The organism is Bacillota bacterium (assembly GCA_040754315.1).
In the GTDB taxonomy this organism is placed as follows: Bacteria; Bacillota; Sulfobacillia; order DUSP01; family JBFMCS01; genus JBFMCS01.
In genome coordinates this window covers 12,619-38,841 of sequence record JBFMCS010000048.1, presented here as the reverse complement: position 1 = coordinate 38,841, position 26,223 = coordinate 12,619, and the positions used below count along the sequence as shown (strand labels likewise).

General features: G+C 61.6%; 24 protein-coding genes and 1 riboswitch. Of the genes, 22 read left to right on the top strand and 2 right to left on the bottom strand.

What is annotated here, in order from left to right; translation table 11 throughout:
• Nucleotides 1-65 precede the first annotated feature (65 nt).
• The 7 genes from AB1576_10145 to AB1576_10115 all read left to right on the top strand — a co-directional run bounded on the left by AB1576_10145 (nt 66) and on the right by AB1576_10115 (nt 8,493).
• Nucleotides 66-1,235, top strand: coding sequence for an acyl-CoA dehydrogenase family protein (locus AB1576_10145; protein ID MEW6082115.1), 1,170 nt, complete (start codon nt 66-68; stop codon nt 1,233-1,235).
• Between the two features lie 7 nt (nt 1,236-1,242).
• On the top strand, nt 1,243-2,031 hold the full coding sequence (locus tag AB1576_10140; protein MEW6082114.1) for an electron transfer flavoprotein subunit beta/FixA family protein: 789 nt from the start codon (nt 1,243-1,245) through the stop codon (nt 2,029-2,031).
• A 21-nt stretch (nt 2,032-2,052) separates the two neighbouring features.
• On the top strand, nt 2,053-3,246 hold the full coding sequence (locus AB1576_10135; GenBank protein ID MEW6082113.1) for an electron transfer flavoprotein subunit alpha: 1,194 nt from the start codon (nt 2,053-2,055) through the stop codon (nt 3,244-3,246).
• Between the two features lie 674 nt (nt 3,247-3,920).
• Complete coding sequence (locus tag AB1576_10130; protein ID MEW6082112.1) at nt 3,921-5,792, top strand: aldehyde ferredoxin oxidoreductase family protein; 1,872 nt, start codon at nt 3,921-3,923, stop codon at nt 5,790-5,792.
• Between the two features lie 183 nt (nt 5,793-5,975).
• A complete protein-coding gene (locus tag AB1576_10125; GenBank protein ID MEW6082111.1) occupies nt 5,976-6,803 on the top strand; it encodes an agmatinase family protein in 828 nt (275 codons plus the stop codon).
• Nucleotides 6,804-7,137: 334 nt separating this feature from the next.
• Nucleotides 7,138-7,944, top strand: a complete 807-nt coding sequence (locus tag AB1576_10120) for an NAD/NADP octopine/nopaline dehydrogenase family protein (protein ID MEW6082110.1) — start codon at nt 7,138-7,140, stop codon at nt 7,942-7,944.
• A 192-nt stretch (nt 7,945-8,136) separates the two neighbouring features.
• A complete protein-coding gene (locus AB1576_10115; GenBank protein ID MEW6082109.1) occupies nt 8,137-8,493 on the top strand; it encodes a cupin domain-containing protein in 357 nt (118 codons plus the stop codon).
• 37 nt (nt 8,494-8,530) lie between these two features.
• Here the strand turns inward: AB1576_10115 and AB1576_10110 are convergent, their stop codons facing one another.
• Nucleotides 8,531-9,691, bottom strand: coding sequence for a 4Fe-4S double cluster binding domain-containing protein (locus AB1576_10110; protein MEW6082108.1), 1,161 nt, complete (start codon nt 9,689-9,691; stop codon nt 8,531-8,533).
• A 386-nt stretch (nt 9,692-10,077) separates the two neighbouring features.
• On the opposite strand from AB1576_10110, the gene topA reads away from it, so the two are divergent.
• From topA to codY, 6 genes are read left to right on the top strand one after another with little or no spacing between them, the layout of a single operon-like run.
• A complete protein-coding gene (gene topA / locus AB1576_10105; protein MEW6082107.1) occupies nt 10,078-12,159 on the top strand; it encodes a type I DNA topoisomerase in 2,082 nt (693 codons plus the stop codon).
• Nucleotides 12,159-13,478, top strand: a complete 1,320-nt coding sequence (gene trmFO / locus AB1576_10100; protein MEW6082106.1) for a methylenetetrahydrofolate--tRNA-(uracil(54)-C(5))-methyltransferase (FADH(2)-oxidizing) TrmFO — start codon at nt 12,159-12,161, stop codon at nt 13,476-13,478. Before topA ends, trmFO begins: the two co-directional genes overlap by 1 nt.
• A 55-nt stretch (nt 13,479-13,533) precedes the next feature.
• Nucleotides 13,534-14,454, top strand: coding sequence for a tyrosine recombinase XerC (locus AB1576_10095; GenBank protein ID MEW6082105.1), 921 nt, complete (start codon nt 13,534-13,536; stop codon nt 14,452-14,454).
• Between the two features lie 14 nt (nt 14,455-14,468).
• The gene (hslV, locus tag AB1576_10090) at nt 14,469-15,014 is read left to right on the top strand and encodes an ATP-dependent protease subunit HslV (protein MEW6082104.1); all 546 of its coding nucleotides are present in this window, start codon (nt 14,469-14,471) and stop codon (nt 15,012-15,014) included.
• A gap of 2 nt (nt 15,015-15,016) precedes the next feature.
• The gene (hslU, locus tag AB1576_10085) at nt 15,017-16,420 is read left to right on the top strand and encodes an ATP-dependent protease ATPase subunit HslU (protein MEW6082103.1); all 1,404 of its coding nucleotides are present in this window, start codon (nt 15,017-15,019) and stop codon (nt 16,418-16,420) included.
• A gap of 35 nt (nt 16,421-16,455) precedes the next feature.
• Nucleotides 16,456-17,238, top strand: a complete 783-nt coding sequence (gene codY, locus AB1576_10080; protein ID MEW6082102.1) for a GTP-sensing pleiotropic transcriptional regulator CodY — start codon at nt 16,456-16,458, stop codon at nt 17,236-17,238.
• 538 nt (nt 17,239-17,776) lie between these two features.
• On the opposite strand, the gene AB1576_10075 is transcribed toward codY, so the two are convergent.
• Nucleotides 17,777-18,151: a hypothetical protein gene (locus AB1576_10075; GenBank protein MEW6082101.1), complete on the bottom strand. Its 375-nt coding sequence runs from the start codon at nt 18,149-18,151 to the stop codon at nt 17,777-17,779.
• A gap of 133 nt (nt 18,152-18,284) precedes the next feature.
• Nucleotides 18,285-18,370: riboswitch (cyclic di-GMP riboswitch) on the top strand.
• Nucleotides 18,371-18,453: 83 nt separating this feature from the next.
• On the opposite strand from AB1576_10075, the gene flgB reads away from it, so the two are divergent.
• From flgB to AB1576_10030, 9 genes are read left to right on the top strand one after another with little or no spacing between them, the layout of a single operon-like run.
• Nucleotides 18,454-18,870, top strand: coding sequence for a flagellar basal body rod protein FlgB (flgB, locus tag AB1576_10070; GenBank protein ID MEW6082100.1), 417 nt, complete (start codon nt 18,454-18,456; stop codon nt 18,868-18,870).
• A 3-nt stretch (nt 18,871-18,873) separates the two neighbouring features.
• Entirely contained in the window at nt 18,874-19,335 is a 462-nt protein-coding gene (gene flgC / locus AB1576_10065) for a flagellar basal body rod protein FlgC (GenBank protein ID MEW6082099.1), read from the top strand.
• A 16-nt stretch (nt 19,336-19,351) separates the two neighbouring features.
• Nucleotides 19,352-19,648 carry a flagellar hook-basal body complex protein FliE gene (fliE, locus tag AB1576_10060; protein MEW6082098.1) on the top strand — a complete coding sequence of 99 codons (297 nt, stop codon included), beginning with the start codon at nt 19,352-19,354 and terminating at the stop codon, nt 19,646-19,648.
• Between the two features lie 52 nt (nt 19,649-19,700).
• Entirely contained in the window at nt 19,701-21,251 is a 1,551-nt protein-coding gene (fliF, locus tag AB1576_10055) for a flagellar basal-body MS-ring/collar protein FliF (GenBank protein MEW6082097.1), read from the top strand.
• A complete protein-coding gene (fliG, locus tag AB1576_10050; protein ID MEW6082096.1) occupies nt 21,248-22,264 on the top strand; it encodes a flagellar motor switch protein FliG in 1,017 nt (338 codons plus the stop codon). Before fliF ends, fliG begins: the two co-directional genes overlap by 4 nt.
• Nucleotides 22,257-22,931, top strand: a complete 675-nt coding sequence (locus AB1576_10045; protein ID MEW6082095.1) for a FliH/SctL family protein — start codon at nt 22,257-22,259, stop codon at nt 22,929-22,931. The genes fliG and AB1576_10045 overlap by 8 nt, the downstream gene beginning before the upstream one ends.
• Nucleotides 22,921-24,264 carry a flagellar protein export ATPase FliI gene (gene fliI, locus AB1576_10040; protein MEW6082094.1) on the top strand — a complete coding sequence of 448 codons (1,344 nt, stop codon included), beginning with the start codon at nt 22,921-22,923 and terminating at the stop codon, nt 24,262-24,264. Before AB1576_10045 ends, fliI begins: the two co-directional genes overlap by 11 nt.
• Nucleotides 24,261-24,701 carry a flagellar export protein FliJ gene (locus AB1576_10035; GenBank protein MEW6082093.1) on the top strand — a complete coding sequence of 147 codons (441 nt, stop codon included), beginning with the start codon at nt 24,261-24,263 and terminating at the stop codon, nt 24,699-24,701. Before fliI ends, AB1576_10035 begins: the two co-directional genes overlap by 4 nt.
• A gap of 40 nt (nt 24,702-24,741) precedes the next feature.
• A complete protein-coding gene (locus tag AB1576_10030; protein MEW6082092.1) occupies nt 24,742-26,214 on the top strand; it encodes a flagellar hook-length control protein FliK in 1,473 nt (490 codons plus the stop codon).
• The last annotated feature ends 9 nt before the right edge of the window (nt 26,215-26,223 follow it).

Genomic DNA, 26,223 nt, shown 5'->3' with positions numbered 1-26,223 from the left:
GGATATCCCTGCGCTGCCGCGCCTTGGGGGGAGAAGCCCCCACGAGCTGGTGGAGGAGGGATATCTTGGATTACTCTCTCACTGAAGAGCAGGAGATGGTACGCGACCTGGCCCGGCGAGTAGCCAGGGAGAAGGTCCTGGAGAAGGCCGCCGAGCTTGACGAAAGAGAGGAATTCCCCTGGGACCTCCTGAGGGAGATGGCCTCTAGTGACCTGTTCGCCGTCTCCATGCCTGAGGAGTACGGGGGTATGGGCGGCGGCGTCTTTGATCTGTGCCTGGTGATGGAGGAGATCAGCTGGGCCTGTTCCGCCGTGGCTGTGTCCTACGCCGCTTCATGGCTGGGCTCAGCCCCTATTCTCATCGCTGGCTCTGATGAGCAGAAGCAGAAGTACCTTCCGGGCTTGGCCACCGGCCAGAGGCTGGCCGCCTTCGCCTTGACCGAACCTGAGGCGGGCAGCGATGCCGGGGGCATCCAGACCGTGGCCGCCAGGGATGGGGACGATTACGTCTTGAACGGCACGAAGCAGTGGATAACCAATGGCGGGGAGGCCGAGGTCTACACGGTTATCGCCCTGACGGATCCCAAGAAGGGGCCCCGCGGGGCCAGCGCCTTCATTGTGGAGAAGGGGACGCCGGGCTTCACCTTCGGCAAGAAAGAGAAGAAGATGGGCATCAGGGCCTCCGCCACCCGGGAGATGGCATTTCAGGACTGCCGGGTCCCCCGGGAGAACCTCCTGGGCAAAGAGGGCATGGGCTTCATAGTTGCCATGAAGACCCTGGACAAGGCACGGCCCGGGGTTGGGGCTCAGGCCGTGGGGGTTGCCCAGGGCGCCTTGGACCGGGCGGTGGAATACGCCACGGTCAGAAAGCAGTTTGGCCAGCCCATATCCAGTTTCCAGGCTGTAGGCCACATGCTGGCAGACATGGCCACGCAGGTGGAAGCGGCCCGCGCCCTGGTATATAGCGTCGCCAGGATGATAGACTCCGGGTGTAAGTCCTATTCCAAGGAATCCGCCATGGCCAAGCTCTTCGCCTCGGATGTGGCCATGAGGGTCGCCACCGACGCCCTCCAGGTGTTTGGCGGCTACGGCTACATGCGAGACTATCCAATGGAGAAGATCATGCGGGACGCCAAGATAACCCAAATATATGAAGGCACAAACCAGATCCAGAGGAACGTGATAGCTCAGGAACTGGTCAAGGAGTCCAGATCCAGGGGTCAAAAGGGGAGGTAAGAGCAGTTTGGACATTGTGGTCTGCATGAAACAGGTCCCCGAAACCACTGAGGTGAAGATCGACCCTGAAACCAAGACCCTCGTCCGGGAGGGAGTGCCCAGCATCATCAATCCCTTCGATGCCTATGCCATTGAGGAAGGCATCCGGCTGAAGGAGAAGTATGGAGGCACCGTCACGGTAATCAGCATGGGGCCTCCCCAGGTAAAGGAGGCACTCAAGGAGGCCGTGGCCATGGGATGTGACCAGGCGGTGCTCCTTAGCGACAGGGCCTTCGCGGGCTCGGACACCCTGGCAACCTCCTTCACCCTGGCGTCGGGAATAAGGAAGCTGGGGGACTTCGACATGATCCTCTGCGGCAAGCAGGCAGTGGACGGGGACACCGCTCAGGTGGGTCCTGGCATTGCCGAGAACCTGGATATCCCCCATGTCACCTACATCAAGAAGATCCGGGAGATCGAGGGCTCGGACATAGTCCTCGAGCGCATGGTGGAGGGCGGCACCGAGGTCATCAAGACCACCATTCCCCTTCTCATAACCGTGGTGAAGGAGATCAACGAGCCCCGCCTGCCCTCGCTGAAGGGGATCATGAGGGCCAAGAGGACGGAGATCACCGTGTGGACCGCGGTTGACCTGGGCATCAACGACAGCGGCAAGACTGGGCTCGATGGGTCTCCCACCTGGGTGATCAGGGTCTTCACCCCTGAGGTGAGAAGCAAGGGCGAGATCCTCGAGGGCGAAGTGGCAGACATGACCAAGGCCCTGGTGGCGCGGCTCCGCGACGCCAAGGTAGTCTGAGGCGGGGGGTAGGTCCAGAGAATGGCTGACATAAAGGTACATGAGGAACTGTGCACGGGCTGTGAGGCGTGTCTCGCCGCATGCCCCTTCGGTGCCATAGAGATGAAGGAAGGCACTGCCTCCATTACGGAGGCCTGCAACCTCTGCGGGGCGTGTGTGCCAGAGTGTGCCCTCGAGGCCATCGAGATAACCAAGGGCAAGAAGGAGGAGGGCCCCTCTGAAGAGCACCAGGGGGTTTGGGTCTTCGGTGAGCAGAGGGGTGGCAGGGTGGCCGGGGTGGCCTTCGAGCTCTTGGGAGTGGGCCGCCGGCTGGCGGACGAGCTGGGCCATCCCCTGTGCGCGGTGCTCCTAGGCCATAACATACGGGACCGGGCGAAGGATCTGGCCGAGTACGGCGCCGACGTGGTGTACGTGGTGGACGACCAGGCACTGGAGAAGTTCACTGATGACCCCTACACCTCCGTCATGGTTGACCTGGTTAAGACCCAGAAGCCCGAGATAGTGCTCTTCGGCGCTACATCCACAGGCAGGAGCCTGGCGCCCCGCATAGCTGCCCGCCTTCAGACGGGCCTCACCGCGGACTGCACGGGGTTGGATATCGATCCTGAGTCCAGGCTTCTCAAGCAGACGCGCCCAGCCTTCGGCGGCAACATCATGGCCACCATCCTCTGCCGCTACAGGAAGCCCCAGATGGCCACTGTCAGGCCCAAGGTGATGAAGAAGATGGAGCGGCAGCCTGGCCGTGCCGCCCTGATACGCGAGGTGAAGCGAGGGGATCTGCGGTCAAGAGTCCAGGTGCTGGAGTTCATCGAGGAGATGGGTGAGACCGTCAACCTGGAGGATGCGGACATCATCGTTTCCGGTGGCCGGGGCATTTGCGCTCCCAAGAACTTCGCGCTGATCGAGGGCCTGGCAAAGGTGCTAGGGGGTGCCGTCGGGGCATCCCGCTCAGCTGTGGACGCGGGCTGGATACCCTACTCCCACCAGGTGGGCCAGACGGGGAAGACTGTGTCTCCCAAGGTGTACATAGCTGTGGGGATCTCCGGGGCCATCCAGCACCTTGCCGGGATGCAATCCTCCGACATCATAGTGGCCATCAATAAGAACCCGGATGCCCCCATCTTCAAGGTATGTACCTACGGCATTGTGGGAGACCTCTTCCATGTGGTCCCTGCGCTGACCGAGGAATTCAAGAAGGCGCTGAGCGAGGCCTAGACCAAAAAAGCAAAGCGAGGGAACGCCCGGGTAAAGAGGGTGTTCCCTCTTTACCCAGGGGACTTCGAAGAACCTACAGCAGGGAATCTGCCTTGTCTCACCTTGAACACCATGTCTTCCCCGCCGGTTATCCCCGTACCGGTTAAGCGGAAGCCACACTGGCCCTAATCGTTCAGGTTCTAGGCGGGTCTTCTCCATCTTCCACACCCCGAATACCAGGTCTCCTCCTGGGGTGAACTCTTTGACCTTCCCACCATTATGAGATGGGGGTACCCATCCTTGGACACGGCGACGATGGCCACGAGGGGGGGGTCGGAGATAACCCGGTGAGCCTCCTTTCCCCACGCAATGGTTCCCTCGCCTGGGCGATCCATCCTTACTGACTGCCTTTTCCGTTGAATGTGGTTTCGCGACAACGCAGGTATTCCCTGGGTGCTGTCAAACACTCTACATTGACCGGCGGCGCGGGCTCCCATGTTCCCGGGCGCCCGGCACAAGGATGGCTCTCGCGGAGGCAGGCCCGCAGCCAAGGTCCTCGAGACCCCTTGGCGGGCCCAGGGCCTGCCCGGTTTGCCCGCAAGACCCAGGCTTGACACGGGATTACTGGCGAGGCGGCCTTGCGCCCGTGATGGGCGGCACCGCTACTTCCCTGACTTCAAAGGGGGTGAGCCCTGGTGTCCTGGGGATGGACGGGGAGGCGCCTGGTAGTTGACCTATCATCGGGGAGGATCGATAAGGAGACCATATCGGATGGCATAGCCAGTTCCTACCTGGGTGGACGTGGCCTCAACGCCCATGTCCTCAGCACCATGACTGGGCCGGGTACCGACCCGCTGGGGCCGGAGAACCCTCTCCTGGTTGCCACGGGTCCCCTGGCAGGCACCGATGCTCCGGGCAGTTCCCGTTTCAGCGTGGGGGGGCTCTCGCCTCTCACAGGGCTCCTGGGTGATTCCAACGCAGGGGGCTTTTTCGGCCCTGAGCTCAAGTTCGCCGGGTACGACCAGGTGGTGATAACGGGAAGGGCCCTTACCCCTGTGTACCTCGCTATCATCGACGGCAAGGCCGAGATCAGGGACGCCGGAGCCATCTGGGGCCTTGACACCTGGCAGACCCATGATGTCATCCGCCGCGACCTTGATGATCCTTCAGTGCAGGTAGCCTGCATCGGACCTGCCGGCGAGAGGCTTGTGCTGGTGGCCGCGATCATTACGAGCTACGGCAGGGCAGCAGCCAGGACAGGCCTGGCGGCGGTCATGGGCTCCAAAGGGCTCAAGGCCGTGGCCGTGAAGGGTGCCGGGGCTGTGAGGGTCTTTGACCCAAGGCGCTGGGCCAGGGCCTCCAGGAACGCCAAGGCTCACCTCCGGCAGGCGCCCTCCTTCCCGGTGCGCGCCCGCTACGGCACCACAATGCTCATAGACCTCTATAATCGCCTGGGCCTGTTGCCCACCTTCAACAACAGGCAGGGCGTGTTCGACCGGGCACCTGACATCGGTTGCCAGGCCCTGGAATCCCGCTACACCCGCAGGCTTCTTTCCTGTTTTGCCTGTCCCGTTCACTGCAGCCGCTACTACCAGGTAGATGAAGGCCCCTACGCGGGAACCCACGGTGAGGGGCCGGAGTTTGAGACCCTGGCGGCCCTGGGATCCCGCTGCGGCAACAGTGACCTTGGTTCCATTCTATACCTGAACACCTTGGCCAACAGGGAGGGGCTTGATACCATCTCCCTGGGGGGCGTGCTCGGCTTCTTGATTGAGGCCTTCGAGGCAGGACTTGTGAGTGAGACTGACCTGGACGACATCGTTCCCGGGTGGGGAAGGCCCGAGGCCCTAATCCAGCTGACCCGCAAGATAGCCAGGAGGGAGGGCATCGGTGACCTGCTGTCCCAGGGGGTCAGGAGGGCGTCCCAAGGCATCCCTGGTTCGGAGCGCTACGCGCTTCACGTCAAAGGGCTAGAGGTGCCAGAACAGGAGATCAGGGGCCTTAAGGCCTGGGGGCTCGGGTGGGCGGTGTCAAGCCGGGGAGCAGACCATCTCAGGGCCTTCCCTGTGGCGGAGACCACCCTCACGAAACAGGAGGCCACACGGCTCTTCGGCACCCCGGCTGTGACGGACAGGCTGCGGTACCAGGGCAAGGAAATGCTGGTGAAGTGGTCTGAGGAGATCAGCGCAGTGAGCGATTCCGCGGAATTGTGCAAGTTCGTCTCCATGAGCTTGGCCCTGCCCACCGGGCACATAGCTAACCTGATGGAGGCCGCCACTGGCCAGCACTTCAGCGTCAAAGAGCTGCTCAGGGCTGGGGAGCGCGTGGTGAACCTCGAGCGCCTCTACAACGTGCGCTTGGGGGTAAGCCGTAGTGATGACACTGTGCCCGCAAGGTTCCTGCGGGAGCCTCTCCCGGACGGGTCAGCCCAAGGGGAGGTCTTTGACCTTGAGGCTGTGCTCCTCCCCTACTACAGGGCGCGCGGCTGGGATGAGCGGGGCATCCCGAAACCTGAGACCGCCAAGAGGCTTGGCCTGGCTGGCTTCCCCTGGGGAGGCAAGAAGTGAGCTACCCTCAGACGAAAGGAGCGTACCTCCAGAAGCAGAAAGGCTCCTAATGCCGGTGGGGAAACCGGGCAAGTTCGTGCCGGATGAGTACGACATCGAGTTGGCCGACCTTATCAGGCCCTGGAAGGAATTAGCGTCGGCTGACATAGGCATCGTGGGGGTGCCTTCGATACGGGGGTCATGATGCGCCGTGGCTGCCGCTTCGGTCCCAAGGGCATCCGGGAGGCTCTGGTGTTCTCCACCAGTTACGAGCCGGGGTTGGACGTGGACCTGTCGAATGGCATCACCATCGTGGATTTCGGTGATGTGGATTGCCTCCACACAGACGTGCTGGGGACCCACCAGCGCGTTGAGACAGTGATCACGGAGGTGTTCAGGCTGGGGGTCAGTCCCGTGATCCTCGGCGGTGATCACAGCATCACCTATGCTACCGCCAAGTCCCTCATGAATACGACCCAGGGGAACATCGGCCTGATAATGATCGACGGCCACCTTGACGTGCGCATTTCCCATCATGGCGAGGTCTCCAGCGGCACACCCTTCAGGCGCCTCCTGGAGGTTCCCGGCGCGCCCCTGAGGGGCAGGAACCTGGTGGAACTGGGTATCAACGGGTGGCACAACTCTAAGTTCTACCGGGACTACTGTCACGAGAAGGGCGTCACGATCATACCTGCCCGCCAGGTGCACCTCGAAGGGATAGAGGCCGCGGTGGAGAGGGCGCTGGAGAGGGCATCCGATGGCACTGAGGCTGTGTTCCTCAGCGTCGACATCGACGGCTTGGACTTCGCGGCGGCCCCAGGCACTTCGGCGCCCAACCCTGGCGGCCTCACTTCCTTCCAGGCCCTGGAGGCGGTGTGGCTCATCGGGCAGCACCCTCTCGTGAGGGGAATGGATATCGTGGAGGTGGCGCCCCCCCTGGACGTCCAAGGCCTCACCTCCATGATGGCGGCGGCCCTGGTCATGCAGTACTTGGGAGCCACCAAGGCCAAGATGGATCGCCTGAAGGCCTGACCTGAGTCCTGGTGATCCTGGTCCCGGGAGACCCCAGCCGGGGGGAGGGGGGACACACGGGGTGACTGGTAGAGACAACGCTTCCAAGGCAAGCCCTACGGTCAGTTACGGGGGGGAGCCTAGAACTCGGGGGGAAAACCCATGGAACGAAGAGACGCCATAGCTGTACTGGGTGCGAAGAACGCAGGCTATGCCATGGCCGGAGACCTAGCCTCCCGGGGGTATCCCGTGGTCTTCTACGAGTACCCTTCCTTTGCCAGTTCCTTCGCCGGGACTCTATCCACAAGGGATGTGTCCTGGAAGGCGCTGTCGGGAGAGGACGGCGCGGGTAGAGTTGGCCACCACACGCATGGAAGAGATCCTGGAGGTCTCGTCCTTCCTCAACCTGGTGGTACCCTCCACGGCACAGGAGACCTTCTTCCAGGTCATGCTGCCCCATCTCAGGGATGGGGACACCGTGGTGGTGTGGTCAGGGCGTTTTGGCTCGCTCCGGCTCCTCCACCTGCTCAAGGAGACTGGGCTAGGGAGGCACATCACCGTGGCGGAGGCCAATACGCTGCCCTACGGGGTAAGGCGCACTGGCCCCAGCACCGCTCGAATACTCTACACGGCGGTGAGGCTGTACGTGGCTTCCGTGCCTAGATGGCGCTCTGAAGAGACGCTGCTCAGGCTGGGGGACCTCTACAGGGGAATAACGGGTTCGGGCAGCCTCCTGTCGGCGGCCTTTAGCAATCCCGCGCTGGTTGTCTTCGGCATAGGCGCCCTTCTGAATGTGGGCAGGATCCAGCACACCCAAGGCAGGTTCTACCTCTTCGCCGAGGGCATCACTCCGGGAGTGGCTGATGTGATGCATGCCGCCCACCTGGAGATCGAAAGGGTGGGGGATGCGCTGGGTCTTTCCGTTCCCCACTACACCCAGGAGGAATTCCGGCAGCCTGCCAGCATCGAGGGGATCAACTTCACCTCGCCTGGAGGCGTTGAGGACTTCGCCAGGATGGATGGGCCCAGCACGGTGCGGGGCCGCTACATGATGGAGAACATTGGCGACGGCATCGTGCCTGTGGTGGAGCTGGGGAAGAAGGCCGGTGTGCGTTGCCCGGTGCTGGATTCCATCGTGACACTCGGCTCCGTGGTATGCTAGGAGGACTTCCGCAAGAACGGCAGGAACCTGGCGAGACTGGGCTTGGCTGGCCTCGGGCTGGAGGAGATAAGAAAGATATCAGTTGAGGGTCCCTGGGCCTAGGTTCACGCTGTCCTAGAACTACCGGACTTGCATAGACCCAGTGGACGTGACTCAACTTGTCACAGGGAGTAATGGAAGGGAGAAGATCTCATGCAAAAACCGGAACTGGAGTTTTTCGATACCGAAATGGTGCCGTGGAAGCCTGTGCCGGGGAGCCAGGCAGGGGTCTTTGAGAAGATACTCAGCAGGGATGAGGAGACGGGCTCTTACACCAGGCTCCTGAAGTTCAGTCCAGGCCTCCGGCTACAGGACACGCTGGTCCACGACTTCTGGGAGGAGGTATTCATCCTGGAGGGTGCCCTCGTGGACCGGGCCAAGGGAAAAACCTTCACCAGGGGTATGTACGCCTGCAGGCCGCCAGGGATGGTCCACGGACCCTACGACATTCCCTTTGGCTGCGTCACGCTGGAGACCCGCTACTACCAACACTCCATCCCATCGCCGTGACCCTGTGCCCGGGGTCAGGGGGCCGGGTTTCCCTGCCTTAGGCCCCCTGGAGGGCCCAGCGCACCTCATCCAGGACTGAGACATCCTGCTCCTTAGAAGTGTGAGCCTCAAGGAGAGAGAGCGCCTTGGGCGATCCCACCTGGCCCAGAGCCCAGGCCACATGGGACCGGACGAGAGGCTCTGGGTCTTCCAGCGCCTTTCCCAGCACGGAGACAAGGGCCCCCGTGTCCAGGGTCTGGCTGGCACCGGCGAAGGCCGGTTCCGCGTGGCCCAGCTCATCCCACACGGGTACCCTTCCTGAGAGCCAGGCCCCAAGGTTGCCCAGGGCCACGGCGGCGTTTCTCCGGGCCTCCCTGTGCCCGAGCCTGCCGGCCAAGAGGTCCTTGTACTCTAGGTCGAACTCCCGGGGTGTGCTCAAAAGGAGGGTTGCGGGATGGAAATTCTGGGAGGCTTCCTCCAAGCCTGGCTCCGGCGCTACCCACGCAACGTGCCGGTTGTGGGGACAAGCCTCCTGGCAGGCGTCGCACCCCAGTATCCACCCGCCCATACGCGACCTGAGTTCAAGGGGCAGCCGGCCCCCCCGGGTAGCCAGGAAGTCCAAACACCTCCTGGGGTCCAGGTGATAGGGTTCTAGGATGGCGCCGGTGGGGCAGGCCTCCACGCACCTACTGCATTCCCCGCATGAGGCCTGGGCCAGGGGTTCAGTGGGCTCGATCTCGGCATCCACCGCCCATGCGTGCAGCGATACCAAGGAGGCACCCCGCGGCCTGTAGGCCAGGCAATTCACCCGTTGATGGACCAGCCCGGCCGCGATGGCCGCGGGTCTCACTGCCTGGCTAAAGGGCACCATACCCCAGCCCCGGGCCGCCAGCCCAGACTCAAATGCCCTTACTGCCTGGGACTTAGGGTACCCCAGGTGCACGCCGGTGAAGTAAAGGCGGGCCACATGCCCCCGGAGGGGGGAAGGGACGCCCTTGCGGCCGTAGTCGTAGGCCACGGCCACCAGCGACCTAGCTTCGGGAAGAAGCCGCCTGGCGTCGTACTCCTGGGCCATGTAGCGGTAAGGGGCGTATTCCGGGCGATCCTCCACAGCCTCCCGCCACTGGGTGAAGGCCAGCGAGGCGCTGACTCCCACCTCAAGCCCTGCGTCGTGCGCCCGCGCCCTCAAGTCATCCAGGAGTGTCCTGGGGGATGGCATCTGGGTTCCTCCTCTCGATGGGTGAGACCTCACCGGGGGATAGGCAAGGTCGCAATGTGGCAGCCCGCGCAGGGCCTAGCCGCACACTAGCGAAGGCTAAGCCAGGTGCCCTTGCCCTTCGATTATAACTGGGGTCACCTAGGGAAAGCAATCGAGCCCGGGCATGGTCATTCCCAGGGCAAGGCACCGCCCGAGGCTCCCTAGAGCCCTTGCTTAAGAGGCCACGTTGCCGCTATTCCCCAGGATCCAGCCCATGTGGAAGAGATCCCGCCGTGACGGACATAATCCATCTAGCGGGTTTGGGCCGAGGCCAACTTGTAAGGCGCCACGGTTGTCTATATAATACTCCATGAAGTCCAAGACCCAGGGGAGTCGGAGGTGAATAGATGTACAAACCGCTCATCATCGTGGAGTCTCCGGCAAAGGCCCGGACAATCCAGAAGTTCCTGGGCTCCTCCTTTGAGGTCAAGGCCTCCATGGGTCACGTCAGGGACCTGCCGAAGAGTTCCCTGGGCGTGGACGTGGAGAACGGGTTCCGGCCCCAGTACGTGGGGATAAAGAGCAAGGCCAAGGTCGTCTCAGACCTCAAGAAGAGCGCTTCGGGCAGGGAGGTCTACCTCGCTACAGACCCGGACAGGGAGGGTGAGGCCATCTCCTGGCACCTCCTGGAGGTGCTGGGGATCCCTGGGGACGCCACCTGCAGGGTGGTCTTCCACGAGATCACCAGGGACATCGTGAAGAACGCCCTCAAGTCACCCAGGGTGGTGGACCAGCACCTGGTAGACGCCCAGCAAGCCCGCAGGGTCCTTGACCGCCTTGTGGGTTACAAGCTCAGCCCACTCCTGTGGAAGAAGGTGAAAAGGGGCCTCAGCGCCGGGCGAGTCCAGTCGGTGGCGGTCAGGCTCATCTGTGACAGGGAGGCGGAGATCCAGGCGTTCCAGCAAGAGGAGTACTGGAGCCTCACCGCTCACCTGGCCAAGGCGGACGGTGCCGGCTTCCGGGCCAAGCTCCTTGGGAAGGGCCGCCAGGAATCCCGGATGAACACCGAGGACGATGTCCGAGCCGCCATGCGGGACCTGGAGGGCGCCCGTTATGAGGTGCTGGAGGTCAAGCGAAAGGACAGGAGACGGAGACCGGCGGCCCCCTTTAACACCTCCAGCCTGCAGCAGGAGGCCGCACGGAAACTGGGTTTCCCGGTCAAGAGGACCATGGCTCTGGCCCAGCAGCTCTACGAGGGACTAGAGGTAGGGAAGGAGGGCGCAACCGGGCTCATCACATACATGCGCACGGATTCCACGAGGATATCCCAGGTGGCCAGGGAAGAGACGCGGCACTACATCGAGAGTACCTTCGGCAAGGAATACCTGGGAGGCGCCCCGAAAAGGCCCCAGGCCAAGGTTAACATCCAGGATGCCCATGAAGCCATAAGGCCCACCTCAGTGCTGAGGGACCCAGAGGGCATGAAGCAGTATCTTAACCGGGACCAGTACAGGCTCTACCGGCTCATATGGGAGCGAATGGTGGCCAGCGAGATGGCCTCGGCAGTGTACGACGCTGTGTCATGCGACGTGGGAGCCCGGGACCACGTGTTCAGGGCAACGGGTTCCACAATGAAGTTCCCGGGCTTCACCAGGATATATATCGAGGGCAGGGACAACGGGGACCCAGAGAGTGAGGAGACCCTGCCTCCGCTCACCAAGGGGGAGAGGCTTGACCTCACCAGACTTGAACCTTGCCAGCACTTTACCCAGCCCCCGCCCCGCTACACTGAGGCCATGCTTGTGAAGACCCTGGAGGAAAAGGGCATAGGTCGTCCCAGCACCTACGTGCCCATCATCTCCACAATACAGGAGCGGGGGTATGTGCATCTGGAGGACAGGAAGTTCTTCCCAACAGAACTCGGCAAGGTTGTTGTTGAACTCCTAGGGAAGCACTTCCCTGACATAGTTGACGCCGCTTTTACCGCCCGCCTCGAGGGGGATCTGGATAGGGTGGAGGGGGGCCAGGACGACTGGCAGCGCCTTGTCGGCGCATTCTACAGGCCCTTCTCAGAGAGGTTGGAGAACGCTGACGAGGCATTGGAGAGGGTCAAGGTGCCAGACGAACCCTCTGACGTGAAGTGTGACAAGTGCGGCAAGATGATGGTGAAGAAGGTTGGCAGGTTCGGACCGTTCCTGGCCTGCCCAGGGTTCCCTGAGTGCCGGAACACCAGGCCCATAATGGAGAGCGTGGATGCGGCATGCCCGCTATGCGGTGGGCAGATGATGAAGAAGCGTTCCAAGAAGAAGAGGGCCTTCTACGGCTGCGAGAACTATCCCAAGTGCCAGTTCAGCGTGTGGAACAAGCCTACCCGCGAGCGGTGTCCCCAGTGTGGCTCCTTCATGATCCATCGCCGGGGGAAGGCTGGTACCTACCTGCAGTGTGCCAACCCAGGCTGCCCCTCTGGTGCGGAGGGGGCACTTACCTGATGCCCTCCATCGAGGTTGTAGGGGGCGGCCTTGCGGGTGTGGAGGCTGCCTGGGCCGCATCCCGCATGGGCTGCCAGGTTACCCTGCGGGAGATGAGGCCTGCGTTAATGACGCCCGCCCACGCCACAGGAGACCTCGCCGAGCTTGTGTGCTCCAACTCCCTGGGCTCCTGGGATCTGTCCAGTGCTTCAGGCCTCCTCAAAGAGGAGATGAGGAGACTGGACTCCCTGGTGCTCAGGACGGCCGAGGCCACCCGGGTGCCCGCCGGGCGAGCCTTGGCCGTGGACAGGCGACTCTTCTCCAGGCACATCACCCAGGAGATCGAGGGGAACCCCTCTATTGTGGTGGACCGCAGCGAGGTCCAGGCAGTACCACAGGCCCCTGCTGTGCTGGCCACAGGCCCGCTGACTAGCCCGTCACTGGCCAAGGCCCTGAGAGGCCTGGTAGGAGAGGACAACCTCTACTTCTACGACGCAGTCGCCCCCATAGTCGCTGGGGACTCCATAGCATGGGAGAGGGTGTTCACCGCTTCCCGTTACGAAAATGGCTCCGAGGATTATGTGAACTGCCCTATGAACAGGGAGGAGTATGAGGACTTTTGGAACGCCCTGGTGGGAGCCCAAGCAGCCCAGCGCCACGCCTTTGAGGAGGCCCGGTTCTTCGAGGGCTGCCTGCCCGTGGAGGAGCTGGCCCGCCGTGGCAAAGACACCCTTCGCTACGGCCCGCTGAGGCCTGTGGGCCTGGTAGACCCCGCCACTGGCCGGCAACCCTACGCGGTGGTCCAGCTTAGAAGAGAGGATGCCTCAGGACGCCTCTACAACCTGGTGGGCTTCCAGACGGGACTCAAGTGGGGGGAGCAGGGAAGGGTATTCCGCATGATCCCCGGCCTGGAGCGGGCGGGATTCGTGAGGTACGGGGTCATGCACCGTAACACCTACATCTGTTCCCCTAGGGCGCTGGAGCCCACCCTGGAGGTCCGGTCAAGACAGGGCCTCTTCGTGGCAGGCCAGGTCACGGGGGTTGAGGGTTACATGGAATCCGCGGCCTCGGGCATCTGGGCAGGGCTGAACGCGGCCAGGCGCTCCTCCGGGCTGGACCCGGTGGAGTTACCCCCCGAGTCCATGCTGGGGGCTCTCATAGGCTACATATGCCGGGCCAATCCCCAGGTCTTCCAACCCATGAAGGCCAGCTTTGGCCTCTTGCCTCCCCTTCAGGGGGGACCGAGGTCCAAGCGGGAGCGGCATGAGGCCATGGCCCAGCGGGCACTGGAGTGTGTGGATAATATGGTGAAAATTATGACTTATACTATTGCCAACTAGAGCCTAGGTGTGGTAACATAAATGCGTGTCAAAATGGGAGACGGGGGAGACCGCTATGGTTGTGGGCGGCGAGCCGAGAGAACCCGGAGCTGAGTGGAGCCGTCTGGTGGACATGTTTCTAGGAACCCTTTCCGCTGAAAAAGGCTGTTCGGTTAGGACCATTAGCTCCTATTCTGGGGATCTGTCCCAGTTTTTTCATTTCCCAGGGTGCGCAGGGGGGGGTTCCCAGATGGATGTCTCCACCGTGCGCAGGTTCCTGGCTTACCTGCACGACCAGGGCTACTCCAAGCGAAGCATCGCGCGCAAGCACTCAGCCCTGAGGTCCTTCATGAGGTTCCTGGTCAGGGAGGGCCACCTCACCTTGAACCCAGCGGCCATGATCCCTCTGATCAAGAAGGGCAGGCCACTCCCGGGGTTCCTTTACTCGCCGGATGTGGAACGCCTCATAGAGTCTCAGGACATATCCTCACCCCTGGGCACCCGGGACAGGGCGATTTTGGAGACCCTTTACGGCGCTGGCCTGCGTGTGGCTGAGCTGGTATCCCTGGACCTGGGGGATGTGGACAGCTCCGTGGGCTACGTCCAGGTCGTGGGCAAGGGGGGCAAGGAACGCTTCGTGCCCCTGGGAAGTAAGGCCATCGAGGCCCTGGGACTTTACTTCGCCCGGGGGAGGTCCCGGCTTGCCAGGAACCCTGGAGAGAGGGCCCTGTTCCTGAACGCCAGGGGCAGCCGCCTTACGGACCGCGGGGTCAGGGAGATCATGACACGGTGCAGCCGCAAGGCGGGCCTCGCAGGAGCCCCCAGCCCCCACACCTTGAGGCACTCCTTCGCCACGCACATGCTTGATGCCGGGGCGGACCTCAGGAGCGTTCAGGAGATGCTAGGCCATGCCAGTGTGTCCACAACCCAGATCTACACTCACGTCACCAAGGAAAGGCTCAAGGAGGTCTACCTGAGGGCTCACCCCAGGGCATGAACGGAGGGCACGTAATGATCCGGGGCACGACGATAGTGGCGGTCCTGGATGATGGCCGGGGTGCCATGGCCGGCGACGGCCAGGTTACCCTGGAGAACAGGACAATTATCAAGCAACAGGCTCACAAGGTTCGCAGGCTTTATGATGGGAAGGTGCTGGCCGGTTTCGCCGGGTCGGTGGCGGACGCGTTTACCCTTTTCGAAAAGTTCGAAGGCAAGCTCAAGGAATTCCGGGGGAACCTCCCTAGGGCTGCCGTGGAACTCGCCAAGGATTGGAGAACCGACAAGGTCCTTAGGCGCCTGGAGGCACTGCTCTTGGTCATGGACAGGAACCACCTCCTTCTTGTGTCGGGGGGCGGAGAGGTCATCGAACCTGATGACCGGATTGCCGCCATCGGATCCGGTGGCCCGTATGCCCTGGCTGCCGCCAGGGCCCTCAAGGCCCACACCACGCTGGAGCCCCGGCGCATAGCAGAGGAGGCCTTGAAAATCGCATCTTCAATATGTGTCTTCACCAATGACACCCTCACGGTGGAAGACATTGGGTTGCAGGAGGAATAGGATTGGAGCTGACGCCGCGCCAGATAGTGGAGGAGCTGGACAAGTTCATTGTAGGCCAAGCCAAGGCCAAGCGTTCCGTGGCGGTAGCGCTCCGGAACCGCTACCGCAGGAGCCTCTTGCCCCTGGACCTGCAGGAGGAGATCTTCCCCAAGAACATCCTCATGATGGGCCCCACTGGGGTGGGCAAGACCGAGATCGCCAGGAGGCTTGCTCGACTGGTGAACGCCCCTATGGTGAAGGTGGAGGCCACCAAGTTCACCGAGGTCGGCTATGTCGGGCGGGATGTGGATTCCATGGTAAGAGACCTGGTGGAGACATCCATCAGGATGGTCAAGGCTGAGAAGGTTAACGCGGTAGAGGCTAAGGCCAGGGAACTTGCCCGGGAGCGCCTGGTATCCGTACTTGTTCCCATGCCCGCCCGGGAACGGCAGGCAAAGAACCCCCTGGAGATGTTGTTCGGCACCGGGAGGGCTACCCCGCCAGACGAGGCAGATGATAAGTTCCAGGCTCAGGTGGCCATGGCCAAGGAGCGCCAGGAGAGGGCCATCCATGATCTGGACCAAGGACTCCTGGAAGAGGTTATGGTAGAGATCGAGGTGGAGGATAGCTCGGTGCCCAAGGTTGAGGTCTTCTCCGGGGCCGGTGTGGAGGAGATGGGCATCAACCTGCAGGATATTCTAGGGCCCGTGATGCCCAAGCGGAAAAAGAAACGCAAGGTGAGAGTGAGGGAGGCCAGGAAGATCCTAGAGCAGGAAGAGGCTCAGAAGCTGGTGGATATGGACGCTGTGACTCAAGAGGCCATCTATCGAACTGAGCAGCATGGCATCATCTTCATCGACGAGATCGACAAGATCGCAGGCAGGCAGGCAGCAGGCTTTGGGCCTGATGTATCCAGGGAGGGAGTCCAGCGCGATATCCTTCCCATTGTGGAAGGGTCCACCGTCATGACCAAGTACGGGCCGGTTAAGACCGACCACGTGTTGTTCATCGCGGCCGGGGCCTTCCATACCACCAAACCCACGGACCTCATACCTGAACTCCAGGGAAGGCTTCCCATTAGGGTTGAGCTGGACTCCCTGGGGGAGGCGGAGTTCGGGCGGATATTGATGGAGCCCAAGAATGCCCTGATACGCCAGTACAAGTCCTTGCTGTCCACGGAGGGCGTCGACCTCCAGTTCACCGATGACGGTGTCAGGGAGATTGCCAGGATGGCGGCCCGGGTCAACGAACGGACCGAGAACATTGGGGCAAGGAGGCTGCACACCATCATGGAACGCCTCTTGGAGGAGGTGTCTTTCGAGGCACCCGAGGGGAAGAAGGGCACATTGGTGGTGGATGCCCAGTACGTCCAGGATAAGCTGGCCAGCATCATAGAGGATGTAGATCTATCCCGTTACATACTTTGAGAGGCCCAGAAGCGGGGAAGGGAGGAAGAAAAAGTATGAGAACACTGCTGGAGAAGACAAGAAGACTCAACCGGCTACTCCAGAAGTCCGCCGGGCACCCGGTGGAGTTTAACGACATGGCGAAGGTGCTATCCGAGCTCGTGGAGGCCAACGTGTACCTCCTTGACAAGGAGGGTATGATACTGGGTCACGCCCTCCTGGGGGAGTTTGAGTGTGGTATCATGAAGGACGAGGTGCTGTCAGCGGGCAGATTCCCCCAGCGGTATAACGACAAGTTACTGAAGATCGACGACACGTTCCCCAACAGCATGCAGGAGGGGAAGAAGTGCGTGTTCCAGGAGGGCGAGCCCTGCATCTTCGAGGGCAAGGTTACAACCATAGTCCCCATGGCTGGGGGGGGTGACCGCCTGGGTACCCTGCTCCTAGCCCGGTATGGCTCCAAGTTCAATGATGAAGACCTGATCCTGGCGGAGTATGGTTCAACAGTGGTTTCCATGGAGATGCTGAGAGGGAAAACCGAGCGGGTGGAGGAAGAGGCGAGAAAGAAGGCAGCTGTGCAGGTGGCCATAGGCACCCTCTCCTACTCAGAGCTCGAGGCCATACACCACATCTTCTCGGAGCTCAACGGCATGGAGGGCTTCCTCGTGGCATCGAAGATTGCTGACCGGGTTGGGATCACACGTTCGGTCATCGTCAATGCCTTGAGGAAGTTCGAAAGCGCGGGTGTGATCGAATCTCGCTCCCTCGGCATGAAGGGAACCTACATCAAGGTCCTGAACCCCCGGCTTCTGGATGAACTGAACAAACTGCGCGTATAGTCGTATTTTGTTTCAAACCAGGCGCGCCCAGTTAAGTAAGAAAAGGCACGTCTAAGTTTTTTCCAAAAACGAAGGAGATTTCGGATTTCGTGCCGAACTCTGGCTCTTGCAGAAACCGGAGCAATAGATGCCGCCGAGACCTGTGTAGTAAGTACTCGGCGGTATCTTTATGTTACATAACGAGGTGCGAATTCAGGCTTTCGTGCTCCCAGGATTTTTTAATGCCCCCTAATCTAAGATGCTTGCGGCTGAGATCTACACCGAGCTTTTCGGTGATTGGTATTGTGATCCCTTCGGCGTGGTCGAAGACATGCCAGCTTTCTTCGAGATGGCTTCCTGATTATTTGTTCAGGCTTTCCACGACCCTTGGGATCGACCATTTGTTTCGGAGACACTGCGCCAGCAGGCGTGCGATAACAAGAGCAACGAAACAGCAAGGAAATGCGCCTGTATGTGGTCATTGCGCGAAAGATAGACAGGGGCGGACTTCAAGGTCTTTTCGTGACTGCCTGACCTCCCGCGCAATAACTATGCTGATTTAAGGGCCTGGAACTGAGCTGTTTGCAGTAATAATTTCCTTAATATCCTTGCCTTCCATAGTTATGATTAGGAGGACTGGTTCACCGTCAGCCTTTGCCTTGCGACCGTACTCGGGGCTGTAAGACATGACCTGCTTTTCGTCAATGCGGACTTTGCTCCTGCTTCCTTTGGCATTGCTGCCGGCAATTTCGGGCGTATACAGCCTGGACTTGATTCTGTAATCATCGCCGATCTGCCGGTACCCAGAGCCGTCGAGGATGTAATCCTTGAGTTCCTTGTTTGCGCCGCACATAGTTTTATACCAACCGAAAGCCAAGAATGTAAAAAATAACGATGGCCGTTTTCTTTTGCCTACGGCAACACCTCCATACATACTACATGCTACTCTTGCGGCGCCAACTTAGCAAAAAATGGTCGGCCTAAATTTTTTTCCAAAAAAGAAGGAGATTTCGGATATATGCCGAATGGCGTCAATTGCTAGTAGGAACATTTTAAGGGATTTCCCAAACCGAAAAGGGCAAACCCGTCAAAAGACGGGGACGCAAAGCCTACGGGTCTACGACCAACAGGTTAGGACGGCCGGGCTGCCGAAGGGGGAATGAAGTTTTGCTTGGCCCATCTTCGCCAGACGGCAAGGATGGGCCTTCAGTATTTTGACCGGGGGGGGGTGTCCATATGCTGGCTGAGGGAAGAGTGGGCGTTGTAGACGTCCTGCGCCGGGGCCTTCAGGCGGCAGGGCTAAGGCACCGGGTGTTGTCCGACAACATATCCAACGCTGACACGCCGGGGTTCAAAAGGTCGGACGTAAGGTTTTCCGAGGCATTGAAGGAGGCTGTGGCGGCAAGACAGGGTGTGACAATGGTTACCACTAGTGTTATGCACCTGCAAGGACAGGCCGGGAGACTGGGACAGGTCAGGGCAGTTGTGGTACCCGGCGGTGCAACATCACAGAGGCCGGACGGAAACAATGTGGACATTGAGCGCGAGATGGCCGAACTCACCAAGAACACACTGTTCTTCGACGCCCTGTCGCAGCAAATCCACAAGAAGATGTCGCTCTTGCGCACCGCCGTCAATGAGGGGAGGCGCTGATGAATGGGGTTCTTTAATGCCTTGAACACTAGCGCCTCGGGTCTCACCGCGCAGCGGCTCAGGCTTGACCTCATAGCTAACAACCTGGCTAACGCCAACACCACTAGGACCGCCGAGGGAGGGCCCTTCAGGCGGAGGGTGCCGGTGCTGGCCACCAGGGGCGGTGGCTTCATCCAGATGCTCCAGGGCTTCATGAAGGGTGGGTCCTGGCTGGACCGGGCAGCGGGTTTATCGGCCGGGGTGAGGGTAACCGCGGTGGCAGAGGACACATCACCACTGCTGGTGAGGTACGATCCTGGGCATCCCGACGCCGACGAAAACGGCTATGTCGAGGGGCCCAACGTTGACGTAGTGGTAGAGATGGTGGACATGATTTCCGCCACGCGAGCCTATGAGGCAAACCTGGCGGCCATAGAGTCTTTCAAGCGCATGGCAACTCGGGCCCTGGATATTGGCCGGGGTTAAGTGGGAGGGAGCCTGAGTGGAAGTGCTGAAGGTTGGGCCGGGGATAGGCGCGCCCGCGAGCCTGGGGCGCCCAGCAACCCCCAAGACTGACTGGAATGGTTTTGGGGATCTTCTGAGGGACGCCATAAACCAGGCTGATGCCCTGCAGAAGGAAGCGGATACGCAGTCGGTGCGCCTCGCTGCCGGGGACGTTGAGGATCTGCATGAGGTGGTGCTAGCCACGGAGAAGGCTAGGATCGCAACGGAACTGGCCATTCAGATCCGCAACAAGGCGCTGGAGGCGTACCAGGAAATAATGCGGATGCAGGTCTGACAAAACCGATCACTAGACGAGAACAGTGGATTGCCGGGGGGTTGGGCTGAGCATGGCCGGGGAGCCTAAGACCTTATTCCAGCGCTTGCTTCAAACTTGGTCAGGCATGACAGGAGGGAGCCGGCTGGCGGTAACGCTGGCTGGGCTTGCGGTCGCATGTGGCCTGGTCGTCTTCTTGGCGTTGTCAGCCAAGGGGCCCCAGTACACTACCATTTACCGGAACCTGGACGCTGCTGACGCCTCCGCCATGGTGGAGATCCTGGACCAGCAGAAGGTGCCATACCGGATAGCTGAGGGGGGTACCAGCCTGGAGGTTCTTCCCTCAGAGGCCGACCGGGTCCGGCTGCTCCTGGCAGGGCAGGGGCTGCCCCGGGGAGGAAGCGTAGGGTTCGAGATCCTGGACAAGACCAGCATAGGCTCCAGCGAATCAGAAAGGCACACCAACTATGTCCGGGCACTCCAGGGAGAGCTTTCAAGGACCCTCCTCAGCGTGGCCCAGGTGGAACAGGCCAGAGTCCATATTGTCCTTCCTGAGGCAAGCCTCTTTGTAAGCCAGAACCGCCCTGCCACCGCTGCTGTCCTTCTTAAACTAAGACCCATGGCTAAACTCGAGCCTGAACAGGTCCAAGGCATTATCCACCTGATAGCCCACAGCGTGGAGGGCCTTAACCCTGAAAATGTAACCGTGGTGGACTTCCACGGCCACATATTATCCGCAGGGATCCTTGACCTATCCCCTCAGGGGCAGGACGCCTGGGTTCACCGGGACGTACTGAGGCAGTTCCAGTATGAACTGCAATCCAGCGTCGAGACCCTCATGGAACAGGTGTTCGGTCCAGGCAATGTGCTCGTGAGGGTCGCCGCGGACATGGACTTCGACCAGCGCATCGTGGAACGCAATCTCTTTGAGCCTGCGGATACCGCAGACGGGCTGGTTCGCTCGGTGCAGGAGCTGGAAGAGGTGTTTCGCGGCGAGGGGGCGATGGCAGGAGGTCCTCCCACCCAGGGTGACATCCCGGGATACCCCACGGGTGCCCAGTCCGGGCCACAGGAGTACAGCAGGACCGAGGTCACCCGGAACGTGGAAATAAACCAGATCCAAGAGAGAATCGTCGTGGCCCCCGGCATGCTAAAGCGCTTGTCGGTGGCTGTTGTCATCAACCGGGATCTGACTGAAGCCGAGAGCCTGGCGGTAGAGGAGACGGTGTCTGCCGCCATCGGGTATGACCCCAACCGTAGTGATCAGGTTATGGTCACGGGCATGTCCTTCGACACATCGTGGATGGATGACCTGGTCGGGGACGACCCGGTTTCCGAACCTGCCCCGGGGTCCTCCGGCCTTAGGTTGCCCCACTACATTGGGGCGGGGGTAGGCGCGGGGCTACTTGCCCTCGTGGCCATGCGCTGGCGGAGGAAGGGCAAGAAGGCTCGGGCCGCAGCGGAACCACAAAAGGTCCATCTGCCCAAGGAGGTCGACATGCCAGCCCTGATGGCGGCGATCGAAAAGCGCACAGAGCTATCAGGGATAGAGAGCCTCGTCAAGGACCAGCCTGAGGCTGCAGCCCAGCTCATTCAAGCATGGCTAGCGGAGGACCAGGCATGATGCAGACTCGCGGGCGGTTGACAGGAAGACAGAAGGCAGCCGTCTTCTTAGTGACGGTGGGCCCTGAGCTGTCCGCAAAGATCATCAGGTGCCTTAGCGAGGAGCAAATAGAGCAACTTACCTTGGAGATCGCTGCCGCCAGGAAGATCGAGCCCGAGCTGCGTGACAGCGTCATGATGGAGTTCCAGAACATGTGCAGGGCCAGGGACTACATTACCCAGGGTGGCATCGACTACGCCAAGGACGTGCTCGAGAGGGCACTGGGGAACCAGAGGGCGGTCGACATCATACGGAGACTCACATCAAGCCTGCAGGTTAGGCCCTTCCAGTTCATAAGGGGGACGAACCCCTCGGAGGTTCTCCAGTTCATACAGGGGGAGCACCCCCAGACCATCGCCCTTATCCTAGCATACCTGGACCCGGGGCAGGCGGGGGCCATCATGATGGCGCTGGAGCCCGAGCTCAAGTTCGATGTAGCAAGAAGGCTTGCCCTTATGGAAAGGACATCTCCGGACCTGGTGAGGGAGATCGAAAAGATCCTGGAACGCAAGTTCTCCACCCTGGTGCAGCAGGAATACGCGCCGGTGGGCGGGGTCCAGTGCATTGTTGACATCCTGAACCGGGTGGACCGGTCCACCGAGAAGAGCATCATGGAGAACCTCGAGATGGAGGCCCCCGAGCTTGCCGGCGAGATCAAGAAGCGCATGTTCCTGTTCGAGGACATCGTCATCCTAGATGACAGAGCAGTACAGCGGGTTCTCCGCGAGGTGGACCTCAGCAAGGACCTGCCGCTGGCCCTAAAGAACGTGCCGGAAAACGTGAAGGCCAAGGTGTTCCGGAACATGTCCTCCCGGGCCGTGGAGACCCTCACGGAGGATATGCGGTACATGGGCCCCGTTCGCCTCAAGGACATAGAAGAGGCTCAGCAGCGTATCGTCAATATCATCAGGAAGCTGGATGAGGAAGGCGAGATAGTCATCAGCCGGGGCGGGGAGGCCGAGATGGTTGTCTAAGCTCCTGAAGCCAGGACAGTTCTCCATAGCCGAACTCAGGCGGCTGGGCTACAGTCCATCCCCGAAGCCCAGAACTGCCTCGGGGCCCGTGGAAGAGGTCCAGGACCTCCCCTTAGCCGGTATGGAGTCCCTGAGGGATGAGGCCCTGCACCAGGGATACCAGGAGGGTTTCCAGACGGGCTACCGGGACGGTATTGCCGAGGCCGAGGCTAAGATAGCTGAGGCCCAGGGCATGCTGGAGGACGCTCAGGCGAAAGCCAAGTCCATTGTGGCCCGTGCCCAGGCCGAGGCGGCCGCGTTTCTCCAAGAGGTGCGCCCAGAGGTGCTGGACCTGGCCGTGGAGATAGCCCGCAGGATCATGAGACGGGAGGTAAGCCAGTGCCCTGAGGCACTGCTTTCCATGGCCGAGGCGGCCATGGAGAAGGTCAAGGCCGAAGAGGCCGTCGTCGTGAGGGTCAACCCCAGGGATGTGGTGGTTGTGAGCGAGGGCAAGGCGAGACTCTTGGAGGGTGTGACCGGGATCAAGTCCCTCCACATACTGGAGGATGACACGGTCGAGCCCGGAGGCTGCATTGTGGAGGGAAACCGGGGCCGCGTCGACGCAACGCTGGAGAGCCAGCTCGCAATGGTCCGCGAGGCCCTGCTGGAGGCGGGCCATGATGGCTGAGGCGGCTGTCAATTGGATAGACCAGTGGAAGGCGCACCTGGGCCATCTGGATCCCCTGTCCTACAGCGGGCGGGTGCTCAAGGTCATAGGCTTGACCATCGAATCCGAGGGACCTGGGGTGAACATAGGCGACCTGTGCTACCTGAGGTCTGGCGATCACATGACCCTGGGTGAGGTCGTGGGTTTTCGCAAGGAGAGGGTCGTCCTGATGCCCCTGGGTGAGATGAACGGGATAGGGCCGGGGAGTGTAGTGGTGGCGGCGGGGAAGGCCCTGGAGGTCAGGGTGGGAAGGGGGCTTCTTGGCCGCGTCCTTGACGGGCTGGGGAGACCCATCGACGGCCGGGGTGCCTTCACTGCTGAGGCGTCCTACCCCACCTATAACTCCCCGCCCCTGCCGCTAAGCAGGCAGCGGGTGACCAAGCGGCTGGCCACAGGGATCAGGGCCATTGACGGCCTGCTTACCTCGGGAAGGGGGCAGCGTGTGGCCATCCTGGCCGGGAGCGGAGTGGGCAAGAGCACCCTCCTGGGCATGATCGCCAGGAACACTGAGGCTGACATCAATGTCATCGGGCTGGTAGGCGAACGGGGCCGGGAGGTCAAGGACTTCATAGAGAAGGACCTGGGGGATGAAGGTCTCAAGCGTTCGGTGGTTGTTGTGGCCACGTCGGACCAGGCCCCCTTGATCAGGATCAAGGCGGCCTTCGTGGCAACCACCATTGCCGAGTACTTCAGGGACAAGGGCATGGATGTGCTGCTCATGATGGACTCCCTCACGCGTTTTGCCATGGCCCAGAGGGAGGTAGGGCTGGCTGTGGGGGAGCCCCCTGCCACCCGCGGCTACACGCCCTCGGTGTTCGCCATCATTCCCAGGCTTCTGGAGAGGGCTGGCTCGGACACCGCCGGGAGCATCACCGGCTTCTACACAGTCCTGGCCGAGGGGGACGACCTGAACGAGCCGGTGTCCGATACGGTGAGAGCCACACTCGACGGTCACCTGGTGCTCTCCCGCAAGCTGGCAATGCGGAGCCACTACCCTGCCATCGATGTCCTAGGGAGCGTGAGCAGGGTGATGATGGATGTGGTCAGTGAGGAGCACCTGGAGGCGGCGGCACTGGTCAAGAGGACCGTCGCCACCTACCAGGACGCGGAGGACCTCATCAGCATAGGCGCCTACGTGAAGGGCTCAAACCCGGAGATTGACTTTGCCGTGGAGCGCATTGGAAGGGTCAGGGCCTTCCTGCGCCAGGGCGTCACGGAGAAGGCCCCCTTCGATGACAGCGTGGGACAGATGGTATCCCTGGTGGGGCCAGACTGGGAGGGCAGTACCCCGTGAGGCGCTTCTTGTTCCGTCTGGAGAGGGTGCTGAATCTGAGCCGTGACCGGGAGAGGCTCTCTGAGGTCTCCCTTGGGGAGGCCCTGAGGGCAACAGCGGCATCTAAGGAGCATTTGGAGCGGTCCAGGGAGGACTTCCTAAGGGAGTCCCAGGAGGCCATGAGCCTTGACGGGATGGTGCAGGCCAGAGACCTCATGGTGTGGTCAAGCCGTCTAGGCTACCTCAGAGGCGCCATACGGATCAGGGTTCAAGAGGTGGCTATAGCCGAGGAAAGGGAGGTGATGCAGAGGGAGGAATTGATGAGGCGCCGGCGCGACCGCATGGTCCTGGAACACCTCAGGGAGTCTAGGCTCGCGGAGCACGTGAAGGAGGGGCTCAGGGAGGACCAGCAGGCCATAGATGAGATGGCCTCCCAGCGTCACACCGGCGACAGTTGATGATGGTTCACGGGAGACTACGGGAAAGGAGGTGACGCAAATGGATATGGGCGTAAGTATCTCCATGGTGCCTCAGCCCCAGCCTCCCAAAGCGGGCAGGGACGATGTCGCGGCAGAGGCCATCTTGGGAAACCTGTTTCACCCTGTGCTCGGGGATCTGCTGTGGCCCAGTATGGCCGAGCCCCAGGGCGAGGCTCTGGGCGTCCCCCTTGAGCCAGGGCTTCCAGGGGTCCGCGCGCCTGGCGGGTCGAGCCCATCGGCAGGGGCACCGTGGGCAGGCTGGGCGTTGGGCCCCATGCAGGGCATCCCGGCGGGCGGGGCCGGTAGCCTGGAGACAGAGGGCATCCCACACCTGGGCGGCACTGCAGTCAAGGAAGAGGTCCTGGCCCCCGAGGCTGCCGGTAAAGGGGGTGACCAGGCCAAGGCCACGGAGGGCTTAGAACCCCCTGAACCGGCGGCACCGGGTGAGATGGGTCCTGCAACGCCGGGAATACCTGGCTTAAGGCAAGGGGCACCTCAAGCCAGCCAAGAGAGCGGGTATTTCCCTGTGACCATCTCCCTGGAACCGGAGGACGCTGCATACCAGGCCTCCGGGCGCGTGCCAGGGCCCGGGGAGGCTCTGGATGGAGTGGTCCTCAAGGCTCAAGCCAGGGACACCCGGCCGGTCCCTGGTGGCCCGGTTCGGCCATCCCCCGTGGGCGCATCCCCACTGGTGGTGCGCGGCGAGATCCCGGGGGAAACATCCCCACTCCAGGGCAGTGAGGTGCCCGGGGGCCCCCAGGGGCCAGCCCCCGCGAAGGAGACAGTCCCGGGCGCCCTGGACACGCAGGAGGAGCCGGACGAGCCTGGCCGGGCCCCGGTAGCCCCCGGTAGGGATAACGTCCTGCAGGAAGGGGAAGGCAACCACGTGGCAAGGCGAGGGGTAAGTGACCCGGCCGGAGAGCCATGGCCTAGCAGGGCTCATGTCCAGATGCCGGCCAGCATGCCCCGGCCGGAACTGGCGGAGGGGCCAGTCCAGGCTGGGGAGATAGGGACCAGGCCTGGCAAGGTAGAGGAGGTTGCTCTGCCGGAGACGGATCAGTCGCGCGGGCAGGCTTCCCCGGAGAAAAAGCCCTTTCAGGAGGTCCCCGAGGCGATGCAGCAGATGGTGGAGAGGTTCCGCCTTGTGAGGACCGGCGAGAGGCATCACCTGGAAATGGACCTCAAACCTCCACACCTTGGCAAGCTGAGTGTGAGGATAACCGGGACAGAAGACGGGGTGACGGCAAGGTTTGAGGTTGGCTCCGTGGCCGCCAAGTCCCTGGTCGAGTACCACATAGCCGACCTCAGGCAGAGCCTGGAGGCAAGCGGCGTGAGACTGGGGAGTGTCATCGTGGACATGGGCCAAGGAGGCCAGGATCCCCGGGGAGACCACCGTGAAAAGGCCCTGGGCAGGCGGGTATTCCCCGTCAAGACCTGGGAGGTGCCGTGGGATCTAGAGGCTTCACCCTGTTCCCTGAACTACCTTGCCTAGAAAGGAGGA

Coding starts and splice junctions, on each gene's coding strand:
- fliG (MEW6082096.1), top strand. CDS start 21,248: ATGATGCAGACTCGCGGGCGGTTGACAGGAAGACAGAAGGCAGCCGTC.
- AB1576_10135 (MEW6082113.1), top strand. CDS start 2,053: ATGGCTGACATAAAGGTACATGAGGAACTGTGCACGGGCTGTGAGGCG.
- fliI (MEW6082094.1), top strand. CDS start 22,921: ATGATGGCTGAGGCGGCTGTCAATTGGATAGACCAGTGGAAGGCGCAC.
- trmFO (MEW6082106.1), top strand. CDS start 12,159: ATGCCCTCCATCGAGGTTGTAGGGGGCGGCCTTGCGGGTGTGGAGGCT.
- hslV (MEW6082104.1), top strand. CDS start 14,469: ATGATCCGGGGCACGACGATAGTGGCGGTCCTGGATGATGGCCGGGGT.
- fliF (MEW6082097.1), top strand. CDS start 19,701: ATGGCCGGGGAGCCTAAGACCTTATTCCAGCGCTTGCTTCAAACTTGG.
- AB1576_10095 (MEW6082105.1), top strand. CDS start 13,534: ATGGTTGTGGGCGGCGAGCCGAGAGAACCCGGAGCTGAGTGGAGCCGT.
- AB1576_10125 (MEW6082111.1), top strand. CDS start 5,976: ATGCGCCGTGGCTGCCGCTTCGGTCCCAAGGGCATCCGGGAGGCTCTG.
- AB1576_10110 (MEW6082108.1), bottom strand. CDS start 9,691: ATGCCATCCCCCAGGACACTCCTGGATGACTTGAGGGCGCGGGCGCAC.
- topA (MEW6082107.1), top strand. CDS start 10,078: ATGTACAAACCGCTCATCATCGTGGAGTCTCCGGCAAAGGCCCGGACA.
- flgB (MEW6082100.1), top strand. CDS start 18,454: ATGCTGGCTGAGGGAAGAGTGGGCGTTGTAGACGTCCTGCGCCGGGGC.
- AB1576_10115 (MEW6082109.1), top strand. CDS start 8,137: ATGCAAAAACCGGAACTGGAGTTTTTCGATACCGAAATGGTGCCGTGG.
- flgC (MEW6082099.1), top strand. CDS start 18,874: ATGGGGTTCTTTAATGCCTTGAACACTAGCGCCTCGGGTCTCACCGCG.
- codY (MEW6082102.1), top strand. CDS start 16,456: ATGAGAACACTGCTGGAGAAGACAAGAAGACTCAACCGGCTACTCCAG.
- AB1576_10075 (MEW6082101.1), bottom strand. CDS start 18,151: ATGTATGGAGGTGTTGCCGTAGGCAAAAGAAAACGGCCATCGTTATTT.
- AB1576_10030 (MEW6082092.1), top strand. CDS start 24,742: ATGGATATGGGCGTAAGTATCTCCATGGTGCCTCAGCCCCAGCCTCCC.